This window comes from Streptomyces sp. 2323.1 (assembly GCF_900221035.1).
In the GTDB taxonomy this organism is placed as follows: Bacteria; Actinomycetota; Actinomycetes; order Streptomycetales; family Streptomycetaceae; genus Streptomyces; species Streptomyces sioyaensis.
In genome coordinates, this window is the sequence record NZ_LT907981.1 from 2,762,182 (window position 1) to 2,776,513 (window position 14,332).

The window sequence follows — 14,332 nt, forward strand, 5'->3', positions numbered from 1 at the left end:
GCTATGGGGCTGCGCTCCGCACGCGCAAACTATTTTTCCGACGAGTTTTCCGCGGGTCCTTCGGACGCCTCTCCCGAGGCTCCCACGAGCTCCTCGCCGGCACAGATTGCCAGCACGTCGCTGCCGTAGCGGTCGAACTTGCGCCGCCCCACTCCTGAGATGGCCGCCAGCTCCGATTCGGTTCCCGGAACGGCCTCCGCAATCGCCATCAGCGTCTTGTCGGTGAAGATGCAGTAGGCGGGCTGCCGGAGACGCGCGGCCTGCTCGGTCCGCCACCCGCACAGCCGCTCGTAGAGCGCCTCGTCGAGCTCCGAGGGACAGTCCTCACACCGCATCAGCTTCATCTCGCCGGCGTCCGTCAGCGTCCTGTTGCAGACCCGGCAGCGCGCCGGGCTGTGGTGCCGGGGACGCCGGGCCACCGCCGCCACCCCGTCGCCCCGCTCGATGCCCCCGGAGACCGCGCCCGGGGTGCGACGGCCGGGTACCGCCCCCGAACCGGGCCGCAGGCCGTTGAGGAACCGGCTGGCGCGGCGGGAGGCACGCCCCCCGGGAGAGCGCGCCAGCGACCAGGACAGGCCCAGATGCAACCGGGCGCGGGTGACGCCGACATACAGCAGCCGGCGCTCCTCCTCTATCTGCTCATCCGTCCTGGCGTAGGTGATCGGCATCATGCCCTCGGTCAGACCGACCAGGAAGACGGCATCCCACTCCAGGCCCTTGGCCGCGTGCAGGGACGCCAGCGTCACCCCCTCCACCGTCGGGGCGTGCTGGGCGTTGGCCCGCTCGTCCAATTCGGCGACGAGATCGGCGAGAGTGGCCGCGGGCCGCGCCCGGGCGAAGTCCTCGGCGAGCCGTACCAGAGCCGCAAGCGACTCCCAGCGGTCCCGCACCGCGCCCGAGCCGGCCGGCGGCCGGCTGCTCCAGCCCATGTCGCTGAGCACCGCCCGCACCTCGGACGGCAGGTCCACAGCGTCGTCGAGCAGCGCGTCGTTGCCGCCGAAGCGGGCGGCGCCCCGCAGCTTGACGCCCGCCTCGCGCACCTCCGGCCGCTCGAAGAACCGCTCCGCGCCCCGCAGCTGATACGGCACACCGACATCGGCCAGCGCCTGCTCGTAGACCTCGGACTGGGCATTGACGCGGAAGAGCACGGCGATCTCGCTGGCCGGTACGCCGGAGGCGATCAGGTCGCGGATCCGGCGGGCGGTGCCCTCGGCCTCGGCGGGCTCGTCGGCGTACTCCGTGTACACCGGCTCGGGGCCGGCCTCGCGCTGCGAGATCAGCTCCAGGCGGTGCTCGGCGGCGCGGCCCTTGGCCTGGGAGAGCAGACCATTGGCGAGGTGCACGACCTGGGGGCTGGAACGGTAGTCGCGGACGAGCTTGACGACCGTCGCCTGCGGATGGCGGGTACGGAAGTTGAGGAGGTGGTCGGGGGTGGCGCCGGTGAAGCTGTAGATCGTCTGGCTGGCGTCGCCGACCACGCAGAGATTCTCGCGGTCCCCCAGCCACAGCTCCAGCAGCCGCTGCTGGAGCGGGCTGACGTCCTGGTACTCGTCCACGACGAAGTGCTGATACTGCGCGCGGACCTGCTCGGCGATGTCGTGCCGGTCCTGCAACACGCCCACCGTGAGCAGCAGCACATCCTCGAAGTCGATGCTGCCCCGGTCGCGCTTGAGCTGTTCGTACGTGCCGTAGATCTGCCCGATCTCCGCCGGGTCACGAGGGGCCTCACGGCCGGCCTTGACGACCGCGGCCGGATAGTCGGCCGGCACGGTCTGGGTGACCTTGGACCATTCGATCTCGGCGGTGACGTCTCGCAGCTCATTGCGGTCCAGCCGGATGCGGCAGCGGGCGGCGGCCTCGGCGACCACCTGGATCTTGCGCTCCAGCAGCCGCGGGACCTCACCGCCGACGGCCTTCGGCCAGAAGAACTGCAACTGCCGCAGGGCCGCGGAGTGAAACGTCCTGGCCTGGACCCCGCCGGCACCGAGCTGCCGCAGCCGGCCGCGCATCTCCCCCGCCGCCCGGGCCGTGAACGTGACGGCGAGCACACTCGCGGGCTGCAGGATCCCGGCGCGCACGCCGTACGCGATCCGGTGGGTGATCGCGCGGGTCTTGCCCGTGCCGGCACCGGCCAGCACACACACCGGACCGTGCAGAGCCGTCGCGACCTCGCGCTGCTCGGGGTCGAGCCCTTCGAGCACCGCGTCGGCCGAGTCCGGCACCTGCGGGAAAAGAGAGGAGTCCGTTGCTGCTGTCACCCCGCCATGCTGCCAGGTCCGCAGAGGCGCCCGGGAAACCTGTCCACAGCCGCCGGGCCCGGTCGTACTTCCCGCCTCCGGTGTGGACAACCGCCGACATGCGGCGGCGGTGGGTGCTTTGCTGGGGTCAGCGGAGGGAGACGGGGCGCGGGGTGGCTGGAGTGTGGGGCGGCCTGGGCTGGCTGGGCTGTCGGGGGCTGGGGCCGTGGCGGGGGTGGCTTGGGGGGCCGGCTGCTTCGGTCGGAGGGGGGTGTGGGGAGGGGGTGGGGGTGGCCCCCCAAGGATCGCGCGCGGGTTCGGTTCGGGCGTGGCCGGGCTGGACGGGGCAGGGCCGGGCACAGCCGGGAGCGGGCGTGACCGGGCCTGCACAAGGCAGAGCCGGGGCTGGGCAAGCAGGGGCAGGGCCAGGACCCGAGCAGGACGGGGCAGGGCCGGGGCAGGGCAGGGCGGGCCGCCCGACCAAGCCCCTCCCCTCCGCCGCCACGCCGCCCCCTCCGACCATGGCCCCCGCCACCCCAGCCCCGGCCGTCGAGGCGGTCGGTTCGACCGGCCGGGAATGGTCCGTGGCCGATGTACGTTGTGGTGCTTGGCCGCGTCGAACACATCGGCGAGTGGTATGTGGATCAAGACTTATCGAAGCGAAGGAGCGCGGGGCACATGGCGGGCACTGTGACGATGTACAGCACGACCTGGTGCGGTTACTGCCGTCGGCTGAAGAGCCAGATGGACCGCGAGGGTATTGCGTACACAGAGATCAACATCGAGCACGACCCGGAGTCCGCGACGTTCGTGGAGAAGGCGAACGGCGGCAACCAGACGGTCCCGACCGTGCTGTTCCCCGATGGCTCGACGCTGACCAACCCGTCCCTGGCGCAGGTCAAGCAGAAGGTCGGCGTCTGAACGGTCAGCGCCTGAGAGGCCGACACGACGCCTCACCGTCGCGTAAGACACCCTGACCGCTTCGCCTCGACTATGGGCAGTCTTCCGGGGCCGCCGGCCGGAATCCCTGTGGGATCCGGTCGGCGGCTCTGTGCGTCTCCGCAGACGTCACGCCTGCCGAGCCCCGTACCCGCCCCGCAGGCTCCTCACGGCTTGGGCAGCGGCTTGCCGTACCAGAGCTCGATGAGGCGGGCGGCGATGGAGATGCCGTACGGCGGGAGGACCTCGCCGGATTCGAAGGCGGCGCGCAGGTCATCGCGGGAGAACCAGCGGGCCTCTTCGATCTCCTCGCCGTCGACCTGGATCTCGGACGAGGTGGCGCGCGCCATGAAGCCCAGCATCAGGCTGGAGGGGAAGGGCCAGGGCTGGCTGGCGATGTATTCGACGTCGCCGACGACCACGCCGGCCTCCTCGAAGACCTCGCGGGCCACCGAGTGCTCGATGGACTCGCCCGGCTCGACGAAGCCCGCGAGCGTGGAGAAGCGGCCCTCGGGCCAGTGCACCTGGCGGCCCAGGAGTGCGCGGTCCTCCTCGTCGGTGACGAGCATGATCACGGCCGGGTCGGTGCGCGGGTAGTGCTCGGCGCCGCAGGCCGGGCAGCGGCGGATGTGGCCCGCGGCGGCGATGACGGTGCGTTCGCCGCAGCGGGAGCAGAAGCGGTGCAGGCGCTGCCAGTTTTCGAGGGCCACGGCGTGGACGAGGAGGCCGGCGTCGCGGGGCGACAGCAGCAGGCCGGCCTCACGCAGACCCGCCGGGCGCGCGGACTGGTCCATGCGGCCGGGCAGCGAGTCCTTCTGGAGGGCGAAGTAGCTGACGCCGTCGTCGTCGGTGCCGAGGTAGTAGCGGTGCGCCTCGGTCAGGGGCGCCTCGAAGGACGGCGTCGTGATCAGTTCGGTGCGGCCGTCGGGGGTGTCGTCGATCAGCGCCTGGCCGCCGGACACCACGAAGACGCGCGTCGTCGGGTGGCTCCAGGCCGCCGCCAGCCAGGCCTCGTCGAGACGGTGATGGGCCGAGCGGTCGATCCCGCTCGGCGCGCTGAACGTGAGCGGCCGGTCGGCGGTGTGGTCGGTCCAGGTGGTCACTGCTGTTTCCAACTCCCCCTGTGGCGTGGGTGATTGCTGCGTGTGGGCGCGGAACGGTACGGCGGCAGGCGTCCGGTCAAGCCGGGCGCCAGGTCTCCGCCAGGTCGCCCCACAGGTGGGCGGCGGTCTCGACGCCCTTCATCAGCAGGTCGAGCTCGACCTTTTCGTTCGGGGCATGCCAGCCGTCGGAGGGGACGGAGATGCCGAGGAAGAGCACCGGGACGCCGAGGACGTCCTGGAGGTCGGCCGCCGGCCCGGAACCGCCCTCGCGGGTGTAGCGGATCTGCTGGCCGAAGGCTCGTCCCATGGCGCGTACGACGGACTGGAGGGCGGGGTGGTCGAGCGGGGTGAGGCAGGGGCGGGTGGCGCCCCAGAAGGTGATCTCGTGGCGGATGCCGGCCGGGAGCTGCGCGGCGACCCAGTCGCGGACGGACTGCTGGACGGCGGCCGCGTCCTGGCCGGCGACCAGCCGGAAGGAGAGCTTCAGCTGGGCGGTGGCGGGGACGATGGTCTTGCCGCCGGGGCCCTGGTAGCCGCCGCCGATGCCGTTGACCTCGGCGGTGGGGCGGGCCCAGATGCGCTCCAGGGTCGTGCTGCCGGCCTCGCCGAGGGGGGCGTGGGAGTGCGCGGTGCGCAGCCACTCCTCCTCGTCGAAGGGCAGTTCGGCGAAGAGTTCCCGCTCGCGGTCGGTGAGCTCGATCACGCCGTCGTAGAAGCCGGGGACGGCGACGCGGCGGTCGGTGTCGTGCAGAGCGGCGGCCAGCCGGGCGGCCTCGGTGGCGGGGTTGGGGACCGCGCCGCCGAACGAGCCGGAGTGGATGTCCTGGTCGGGACCGTAGAGATCGATCTGGCAGTCCGTCAGGCCGCGCATGCCGGTGCACACGGTGGGGGTGTCCCTGGACCACATGCCGGTGTCGGAGACGATCACCGCGTCGCAGGCGAGGCGGTCGGCGTGCTTCTCGATCAGGGCCGGGAAGTTCGGTGAGCCGGACTCCTCCTCGCCCTCGATGAGCAGCTTGAGGTTGACGGCGGGGGCGGTGCGGCCGGTGGCGGCGAGGTGCGCGCGGACGCCCAGGGTGTGGAAGAACACCTGCCCCTTGTCGTCGGCGGCGCCGCGGGCGTAGAGCTTGCCGTCGATGGTCTGCGGCGCGAAGGGGTCGGTGTGCCAGCCGTCCTCGCGGGCCGCGGGCTGGACGTCGTGGTGGCCGTAGACGAGCACCGTGGGCGCGGACGGGTCCCCGGAGGGCCATTCGGCGAAGACCGCGGGCAAACCGCCGGTCTCCCAGACCTCGCTGGTGGTGAAGCCGGTGTCGGTGAGCTTCGCGGCGAGCCAGTCGGCGCTGCGGCGGACGTCGCCGGCGCGCTCCGGGTCGGCGGACACGGAGGGGATGCGCAGCCATGCGGCGAGGTCGTCGAGGAAGGCTTCGCGGTGGGTGGCGAGGTACGCGCGGACGGCGCTGTCCGTGGTGGTGCTCATATGGCCGAGCCTATCGGCCTTCCGGGGGATGTCCGTCGGCGGTCTCGCCGAGCAGGATGCGTTCGAGTCCGGCCCGGCCGGGCAGCCGGGCGGGTCTGACCACCTCGCCGCTGCGGACGTAGAGGAAGGCGGCGTCGACGGCGGAGGGCTCCAGGCCGTACCGCTCGGCCCAGGCGAGGCGGTAGACGGCCAGCTGGAGGGGGTCGGCGGTGTGGGTGCGGCCGGTTTTCCAGTCGACGATCTCGAAGCGGTCGCCGTGCGGGCCGTGCTCCTTGTAGACGGCGTCGATCCGGCCGCGGATCACCCGTCCGGCGAGCGTCAGCTGGAAGGGCGCCTCGACGCGGAAGGGGGTGCGGTGGGCGTAGGGGGTGCGGGCGAAGGCCTCCTTGAGGGTTTCGAGGTCGTGTTCGTCGGCGATCCGGTCGTCCTCGCCGGGCTCGGCGCCCGGGAGCTCGTCGGGGCCGAGCAGGGGCAGCGTCAGCTCTTCGAAGCGGGATTCGACCCAGGCGTGGAAGCGGGTGCCGCGGCGGGCGCCGGGCTGGGGCGGGCGCGGCATGGGGCGGGCGAGTTCGCGGGCGAAGCCGTCCGGGTCGGCGGCGAGGCGGAGCAGTTGGGTGGCGCTGAGCGCGGAGGGCAGCGGGACCTCGCGGACGGTGGCGCGGGAGCGGCGGAGCTCGGCGGCGAGCGCCTCCAGATCGCGGTCCCAGGATCCGACGGTGCGGCGCTCCTCGGGGAGGAGGGTGTGCGGCGCGCTGTCGCCGGGGTGGGGGGCGTCGCCGTCCGGGTCGGCGGTGAGGTCGGGCTCCGTGGAGCGCTGGGCGCCGATAGGGGGGCGGGGCGGGGCGGGGGCGGCTTCGGGGAGGTCGTGCGGCGGGGCGTGGTCGTCGAACGGGTCGGCTTCGGAGAGGTCGAACGGTCCGGCTTCGGGGACGTCGTAGAGGTCACCTTCCGGGACGTCGAATGGCTCGGTGTCGGCGAGGACGTACGGGCCCGTGCCCCAGGAGTCGTCGTCACCCGGGGGCGGCGGCCACTCGGGATCATGGGCGGACAGTACGGCCGGCGCGGCGGCGGACGCCGCCTCGCCCGTCCTACGTGCCAAGTGACCGCGGACCGTGGCGGCGGCCGCCCGACGGCGGGCGGTGGCCGTGGGGTCGAGGGGCAGTGGCCAGGCCTGTTCGGTGGCGGCTTCGGCGAGGGCGGGGTTCTCCGCGCCGTCCTCGGGTGCCTCGGCCCAGTGCTCGATCTCGCCGTGTCCGGCTTCGCAGTGCGCGCGCAGCGCCTCCAGGAAGGCGGACGGGCCGCGCGGCCGCTTCTGGTGGGGGCCCCACCAGTGGCCGGAGCCGAGCAGCAGGGAGCGGGGGCGGGTGAAGGTCACGTAGCCGAGGCGGAGTTCCTCGGTTTCCTGGTGGTGCTTCATCGCCTCCTTGAAGTCCTTCAGGCCGCGGGCGGTCCACTCCGTGACAACGGGGAGGGTCGCGGCGTCACCGCGCAGGGCGTGCGGGAGGACCTTGGCCCGGCTGGTCCAGGACTCGCGGGCCTGTTCGCTGGGGAACTGCTTGGTGACCAGGCCGGGTACGGCGACGACGTCCCATTCCAGGCCCTTGGACTTGTGGGCGGTCAGCACCTTGACGGTGTTGTCGCCGCCGGGCAGGGAGCTGTCCAGGCCCTTCTCGTACTGGACGGCGGTGCGCAGGAAGCCGAGGAAGGCGAGGAGGGTGGCGTCGCCGTCGAGGGATTCGCCGCCCTGTTTGGCGGCGAAGCCGGCCGCGATGTCGAGGAAGGTGCCGAGGGTTTCGCGGCGGCGGGCGGCGAGGGCGTGCGGGGAGGCGGACAGCTCGACCTCCAGGCCGGTGGTGGCCAGGACCCGGTGGAGGACGTCCATGAGGGGGTCGCCGAGGGAGCGGCGCAGGTCGCGGAGTTCGGTGGCGAGGTGCGCGAACCGGACCCGGGCCTCGGCGGAGAAGGGGAGGCCGTCGTCGGGGCCGTCGGCCGCCAGGAAGGTGTCGAGGGCGTCGGCGAGCGAGATGGTCTCGGCGGGGTCGACGCCTTCGACGGCCTCGGCGAGGCGGTGGGCGGGGTCGTCGGAGGGGGTCTGGTGGTGGACGAGGGTGCGGGCGCGGCGGCCCAGGAGCGCGAGGTCGCGGGGGCCGATCCGCCAGCGCGGGCCGATCAGCAGGCGGACCAGGGCGGCGTTGGCGGTGGGGTCCTGGAGCACCTCGCAGACGGCGACGAGGTCGGCGATCTCGGGCAGGTGCAGGAGTCCGGAGAGGCCGACGACCTCGACGGGGACGTCCCGGGCGACGAGTTCGCCCTGGAGGTGGGCGAAGTCGGCGGCGGTGCGGCAGAGGACGGCGATCTCGCCGGGCGGTGTGCCGGTGCGGACGAGGTGGGCGAGGGAGTCGGCGAGCCAGCTGAGCTCTTCGGCGTGGGTGGGCAGCAGGGCGCAGCGGACGAGGCCGTCGCGCTCGGCGCCGGGGGCGGGCCGCAGGGCTTCGACGCCTTCGTGCCGCTCGCGGAGGGGGGCGGCGAGGCCGTTGGCGAGGTCGAGGAGGCGGCCGCCGCTGCGGCGGTTCTCGCTGAGGGCCGCGCGGCGGGCGGGGGTGCCGTCGGCGAAGGGGAAGTGGGCGGGGAAGTCGTCGAGGTTGGCCACGGAGGCGCCGCGCCAGCCGTAGATGGCCTGGCAGGGGTCGCCGACGGCGGTGACGGCATGCCCGGTGCCGCCGCCGAAGAGGCCGGAGAGCAGCAGGCGCTGGGCGACGGAGGTGTCCTGGTATTCGTCGAGGAGGACGACGCGGAATTCGTCGCGCAGGAGGCGGCCGACCTCGGGGCGGGTGGTGGCGAGGGTGGCGGAGCGGGCGATCTGGTCGCCGAAGTCGAGGAGGTCGCGGCGGCGTTTTTCGTCCCGGTAGGCGGTGACGAGGTCGAGCAGTTCCAGGCGGCCGCGGGCGGTTTCGGGGGCTTTGCGCAGGTCGGCGTTGCTGAGTTTCACGCCGTCGAGGGCGGCGAGCAGCTCGGTGTCGTACGTGCGGAGCGCGGCGGGGTCGACGAGGTGCTCGGAGAGTTCGGCGTCGAGGGCGAGGAGGTCCTCCACGAGGGAGGGCAGGGAGGTGGTGAGGGACGGGTAGGGGCCGGGGGCGGCGCGCAGGGTGCGGGCGGCGAGCTGGAAGCGGGTGGCGTCGGCGAGGAGGCGGGCGCTGGGTTCCAGGCCGATGCGCAGGCCGTGGTCCTTGAGGAGTTGGCCGGCGAAGGCGTGGTAGGTGGAGATCCGCGGCTCTCCGGGGGGCTGGTCGCCGGCGGCGCTGCTGTCGTCGAGCGGGAGGGCGTCCGGGTCGGTGACGCCGGCGGCGAGGAGGGCGGCCCGGACGCGCTCGGCGAGCTCGCCGGCCGCCTTGTTGGTGAAGGTCAGCCCGAGGACCTGCTCGGGGGCGACCTGGCCGGTGCCGACCAGCCACACCACGCGTGCGGCCATGACCGTGGTCTTGCCGGAGCCGGCTCCGGCCACGATGACCTGCGGGGCGGGCGGGGCGGTGATGCACTCCGTCTGCTCCGGTGTGAACGGGATGCCGAGCAGCTCTTTGAGCTGCGCCGGGTCGGTGATACGCGGGGCCACGGTTGAGAACGGTAGCCGCCCGCACTGACAGTCCGCTGCGCTGTGCTTTCTTCCCACGTTGTCGGCTTGCCCGCCGTGGTGTGGTCTCGCCGTTGCGCTTTGCGGCGCCCCCGCACGTTGTCGGCTTTCCCGCCGTGGGTGTTGTTCGCCGTTGCGCTTTGCGGCGCCCCGCACGTTGTCGGCCGGCCCGCCGCGGGGCGTCTCGCCGTTGCGCTTTGCGGCGCCCCCCCGCACGTTGTCGGCCGGCCCGCCGCGGGGCGTCTCGCCGTTGCGCTTTGCGGCGCCCCCGCACGTTGTCGGCTTCCCCGCCGTAGGGGCTCGCCTGCGGCGGGCTGGTTGCCGCTGCGCTGGCTGTTCGGCTGCGGGACCGGCCCTCCGGACTCCGTCCTGCGGTCCGGCCCCTCCCGTTGGGGGTGGGAAGAGGCCGGTGGGGGCGGGCCTCATCCGTCGACCGCGCGCAGACGAGGGCCGGGGCCCGCCCCCACCGGCCTGTTCCCACCCACTCACGGGAGGGGCCGCGCCGCAGGACGAAGTCCGGAGGAGCGGCACCGCACCCGACAAACCACGCCCGCCGCCAGGCGCAACGGCGAAACACCCCCGCGGCGGGTCAGCCGACCACGTGCGGGGGCGCCGCAAAGCGCAACGGCGAGAAGCCACCGCGGCGGGAAAGCCGACAACGTGGGAGGTCACTCCACCACGTGCCGCCCCTCCGGCTGTGCGCTGCACGACGCCCGGAAGGTGCAGTGGGTGCAGTGGGTGCCGGTGGTGGGGGTGAACCGCTCCTCCAGGACGCGGCCCGCGGCGGTGGCGAGCAGTTCGCCGACCCACTCCCCCTCCAGCGGCTGTTGCGCCTGTACGGCGGGCAGCGCGTCGCCGCCTTCCTTCTGGGGGGCGCCCAGGCGCAGATGCACCAGTTCCGCGCCGCCCGGGTCAGGGGTCTGGCCGTCGAAGGCGTCGTCGAGGGCGCCCTCGCGCACCGCGAGCTGGTAGACGGCGAGCTGGGGGTGGCGGGCGACCTCGGGTCCGGTCGGTTTCTGTTTGCCGGTCTTGAAGTCGACGACGTACGCCCGCCCCTGAGCGTCGCGGGAGACGTGGTCCATGCTGCCGCGGATCCGGACCTCGTAGCTGCCGGCCCGGAGGGTGAGGTCGAAGCCGTGCTCGGTGGCGACGGTGTCCCGGCCGCGGGTCTCGCGTTCCATGACGTGCCAGCGCAGAAAGCGCTCCAGTGCGGCGCGCGCGGTGTCCTTTTCCTGGCGTGACTTCCAGGGGGCGTCGAAGGCGAGGGCGTCCCATACGGAGTCCAGCCGCTCCATCAGGACGGCCAGATCGGCGGGGGTGCGGCCGGAGGCGACCTCGTCGGCGAGGACGTGCACCACGTTGCCGAAGCCCTGGGCGGCGGTGGCGGGGGTGTCCGCCTTGACCTCGCGGCCCAGGAACCACTGGAGGGAGCAGGTGTGCGCGAGCTGGTCGAGGGCACTGCCGGAGAGGACCACGGGGCGGTCGCGGTCGCGCAGCGGGATGCTGCTGTGGGTGGGTTCGTGCAGGCCCCACCAGGTGTCGGGGTGGGCGGCCGGCACCAGGGGGTGGTGGTCGTCGTCGCGGAGGGCGGCCAGCTGCGCGAGCCGCTGGGCGGCGGCCTCGCGCAGCGCGGGGGTGGCGGCCGGGTCGACGGTGGTGGCGCGCAGTTCGGCGACGAGGGCGGCCACCGAGAGGGGGCGGCGCGGGCGGCCGGTGACGTCCTGGGGGGTGACGCCCAGCTCGGTCAGGAAACGGGACGGCTGGTCGCCGTCGTCGGCCGCGGCCTTCACGGCGGTGACGACCAGCCGTTCGCGGGCGCGGGTGGCGGCCACGTAGAACAGCCGGCGTTCCTCGGCGAGCAGCGCGCCCGCCGGGAGCGGCTCGGCCAGGCCGTCGCGGCCGATCCGGTCGGCCTCCAGGAGCGAGCCGCGGCGGCGCAGGTCGGGCCAGAGACCCTCCTGGACGCCGGCGACGACGACGAGCCGCCATTCCAGGCCCTTGGCGCGGTGGGCGGTCATCAGCCGTACGGCGTCGGGGCGCACGGCGCGGCGGGTGAGGGTGTCGGCGGCGATGTCCTGGGCGTCGAGTTCCTCCAGGAAGTTGAGGGCGCCGCGGCCGCCGGTGCGCTCCTCGGCGCGGGCGGCGGTCTCGAAGAGGGCCACTACGGCGTCGAGGTCGCGGTCGGCGTTGCGGCCGGCGGCGCCGCCGCGGTGGGCGGCGCGTTCCAGGCGCTGCGGCCAGGGGGTGCCGTCCCACAGCTCCCACAGGGCCTGTTCGGCGGTGCCGCCGCCGGCGAGGAGGGCGCGGGCCTTGCGCAGCAGCAGGCCGAGCCGCTGGGCGCCGCGGGCGTAGCCGGGGTCGTGGGCGACCAGGCGCTGGGGTTCGGCCAGTGCCCGGGCGATCAGTTCGTCGGAGGGGCGGGGCAGCGGCTGCCCGGCGCTGCGTTCCTCCTCGCGCAGGGCGCGGCCCAGCCGGCGCAGGTCGGCGGAGTCCATGCCGCCCAGCGGGGAGGTCAGCAGGTCCGTGGCGGTTTCGGCGTCGAGCCACCCGGGGGCGCCGGCGGCGTCGTCCGGGGCGGCCTGCCCGGGACCGGCGTCGTCCGGGGTGACCTGCCCGGGTCCGATGTCGTCCAGGGTGGCCTGCCCGGGTCGGGCGTCCTCCGGGGCGGCCTCATCGGACGGGGCGTCAGGGGTGGCGGCGGGGTCGTGGCGCAGGGCGGCCCGGGCCGCCGCCCGCAGCGCCGTCAGCAGGGGGGCGACGGCGGGTTCGTGCCGCAGCGGCAGATCGTCGCCGTCTATGTCGAGGGGGACGCCGGCCGAGGTGAGCGCGCGGCGCACGGCGGGCAGCGAGCGCCCGCCGGCGCGGACCAGGACGGCCATCTCGCGCCAGGGCACCCCGTCCTCCAGGTGGGCGCGGCGCAGGATGTCGGCGATGTTGTCGAGTTCGGCGCCGGACGTCGGGTACGTGTACGCCTCGACGCGGCCGCCGTCCCGTACGGGCACCGGCTCGCGGTGGGCGCGTACCTTCGCGGCGGGCAGGCGGGTCAGCGGCATCCGGCGGGTGAGCAGCCGGGTGGCGGCGAGCAGGGCGGCGCCGGAGCGCCGGGAGGTGCCGAGGACGGCGACCGGGGCGGGGGTGCCGTCGCCGCGCCGGAACGTCTCGGGGAAGTCGAGGATGCCGTTGACGTCGGCGCCCCGGAAGGCGTAGATCGACTGGTCGGGGTCGCCGAAGGCGACGAGCGTGCGTCCCGGGGAGCCCGGTGCGGCCGACGCGGTGTGGTTGCCGGCGAGTGCGCGCAGCAGCCGTACCTGGGCGGCGTCGGTGTCCTGGTACTCGTCGACGTAGACCGCGTCATAGGCGGCGGCGAGCTGCGCCGCGGTGTCGGTGTGTTCGGCGAGCAGCACCGCGCGGTGCACCAGCTCGGCGTAGTCCAGTACGCCCTGGGCGTCCAGGACGTCGAGGTATTCGGCGAGGAAGCCGGCCGCGGCGCTCCAGTCGGGGCGGCCGGTGCGGGCGGCGAAGGCGCCGAGGGCGTCGGGGCCCAGGCCCAGTTCGCGGCTGCGGGCGAGCACCGCGCGGACCTCGTCGGCGAAGCCGCGGGTGGTCAGGCAGGCCCGCAGCTCGTCCGGCCAGCGCACCCGGCCGCGGCCCGCACCGGCCAGCTCCGCCTGTCCTTCGAGGAGTTCACGGACCACGAGGTCCTGCTCGGGTCCGGACAGCAGCCGCAGTGGGTCGGCGAACAGCTCGGCGTCCTGGTGGGCGCGGACCAGCGCGTAGCAGAAGGAGTGGAAGGTCGTCGCCTGGGGAATGCCCGGCCGGCGCGGGCCGCCGCCGGGGACCGCGGGCCCGGCGGGCGGTGCGTCCGGCCCGGACAGCCGGGCCGCGAGCCGGTCGCGGAGTTCGACGGCCGCCTTGCGGCTGAAGGTGAGGACGAGGATCCGTTCCGGGTCGTCGCCGGCGCGCACCCGGCGGACCACCGACTCCACCAGCGTCGTGGTCTTGCCGGTGCCCGGCCCGGCGAGCACCAGCAGCGGCCCGTGCCGGTGGTCAACCACGGCGCGCTGGGCTGCGTCCAAGGCAGGAGGATCCACCCGTTCCGGCGCGGTACGCACCAGGCGGTACGCGCCGGCGGCGTCCCGCCGCGCCGCCCGGTGGGGCTGCGTGGGCGGGGCGGCCGAGAAGGAGGAACTCACGTGGATCGCCGGTCCTGAGGAGGGTGCTGGTCGTGGAGGAGAGGGCGTGCGGGCCGCCGCGCGGTGCGCGGAGCGGGTCGGGCTGCCGGCCGGGCGGTGCGGCGCGCGGCGGGTCCGTCGGCGGGACGGCGCTGCCCGACGCTACGCCAGGTGTCCGGCGGGCCCGGCAGCGGCCTCCCGGTGCGCCGGGGAGCGGGTCGCCGACGCTACGGCTCCCCGTCGCCCTCCTGGCGCCCGTCCCAGCGGGCGCGCCGCATGTCGAGCCGCGGTATGTGCCCGCGCGTCATCGAGGCGCCCCGGGTGCCCCCTGCGGGGGTGTCCCCCGTCGGGGTGGTGCGCAGCGGCGTGCCCTCGTCGCGGTAGTGGGCGAGCGCGCGCAGCTCGCTGCCGGGCAGCAGCAGGCCGTCCGCGCGGACCACCCGCCACCAGGGCACCGCGCCGCCGTAGAGCGACATCACCCTGCCGACCTGCCGCGGTCCGCCCTCGTCGAGCCACTCGGCGACGTCCCCGTACGTCATCACCCGGCCCGCCGGGATCAGCTCGGCGACGGCGAGGACCCGTTCCGCGTATGCGGGGAGCTCACCCGCCGTCGAATCTCCGGTCCCACTCATTCGGTCCATCCTGCCGCACGGCACCGACAATGGGATCGGGCACACGGTGGTGCACCACCGTGCAGGTCTGCGGGGCGGCGCCGCCGGCCCCGCTCGGCGGCGGATGTTCCGCTTCCCGCTCCCCCGAAATGCACCCTGATGCCC

At 74.5% G+C, this 14,332-nt stretch carries 7 protein-coding genes; 1 reads left to right on the forward strand and 6 read right to left on the reverse strand.

Annotated elements, in window-relative coordinates:
* Positions 1–29: 29 nt before the first annotated feature.
* Complete coding sequence (locus tag CPH93_RS11270; protein ID WP_331716987.1) at positions 30–2,258, reverse strand: ATP-dependent DNA helicase UvrD2; 2,229 nt, start codon at positions 2,256–2,258, stop codon at positions 30–32.
* 657 nt (positions 2,259–2,915) lie between these two features.
* On the opposite strand from CPH93_RS11270, the gene CPH93_RS11275 reads away from it, so the two are divergent.
* Positions 2,916–3,158, forward strand: a complete 243-nt coding sequence (locus CPH93_RS11275; protein WP_093485073.1) for a mycoredoxin — start codon at positions 2,916–2,918, stop codon at positions 3,156–3,158.
* 185 nt (positions 3,159–3,343) lie between these two features.
* Here the strand turns inward: CPH93_RS11275 and nudC are convergent, their stop codons facing one another.
* From nudC to CPH93_RS11300, 5 genes are all read right to left on the reverse strand, one after another.
* Positions 3,344–4,279, reverse strand: coding sequence for an NAD(+) diphosphatase (gene nudC / locus CPH93_RS11280; protein ID WP_096212689.1), 936 nt, complete (start codon positions 4,277–4,279; stop codon positions 3,344–3,346).
* A gap of 76 nt (positions 4,280–4,355) precedes the next feature.
* Complete coding sequence (locus tag CPH93_RS11285) at positions 4,356–5,756, reverse strand: dipeptidase (protein WP_096212691.1); 1,401 nt, start codon at positions 5,754–5,756, stop codon at positions 4,356–4,358.
* A gap of 10 nt (positions 5,757–5,766) precedes the next feature.
* Positions 5,767–9,366 carry an ATP-dependent DNA helicase gene (locus CPH93_RS11290; protein ID WP_096212693.1) on the reverse strand — a complete coding sequence of 1,200 codons (3,600 nt, stop codon included), beginning with the start codon at positions 9,364–9,366 and terminating at the stop codon, positions 5,767–5,769.
* Positions 9,367–10,052: 686 nt separating this feature from the next.
* Positions 10,053–13,577, reverse strand: coding sequence for an ATP-dependent helicase (locus CPH93_RS11295; RefSeq protein ID WP_096212695.1), 3,525 nt, complete (start codon positions 13,575–13,577; stop codon positions 10,053–10,055).
* Positions 13,578–13,783: 206 nt separating this feature from the next.
* On the reverse strand, positions 13,784–14,188 hold the full coding sequence (locus CPH93_RS11300) for an MGMT family protein (protein ID WP_096212696.1): 405 nt from the start codon (positions 14,186–14,188) through the stop codon (positions 13,784–13,786).
* Positions 14,189–14,332 lie beyond the last annotated feature (144 nt).

Bases quoted from the DNA above. Each gene is read 5' to 3' on its own strand.
- CPH93_RS11300 (WP_096212696.1), bottom strand. From the start codon at position 14,188: ATGAGTGGGACCGGAGATTCGACGGCGGGTGAGCTCCCCGCATACGCG.
- CPH93_RS11285 (WP_096212691.1), bottom strand. From the start codon at position 5,756: ATGAGCACCACCACGGACAGCGCCGTCCGCGCGTACCTCGCCACCCAC.
- CPH93_RS11275 (WP_093485073.1), top strand. From the start codon at position 2,916: ATGGCGGGCACTGTGACGATGTACAGCACGACCTGGTGCGGTTACTGC.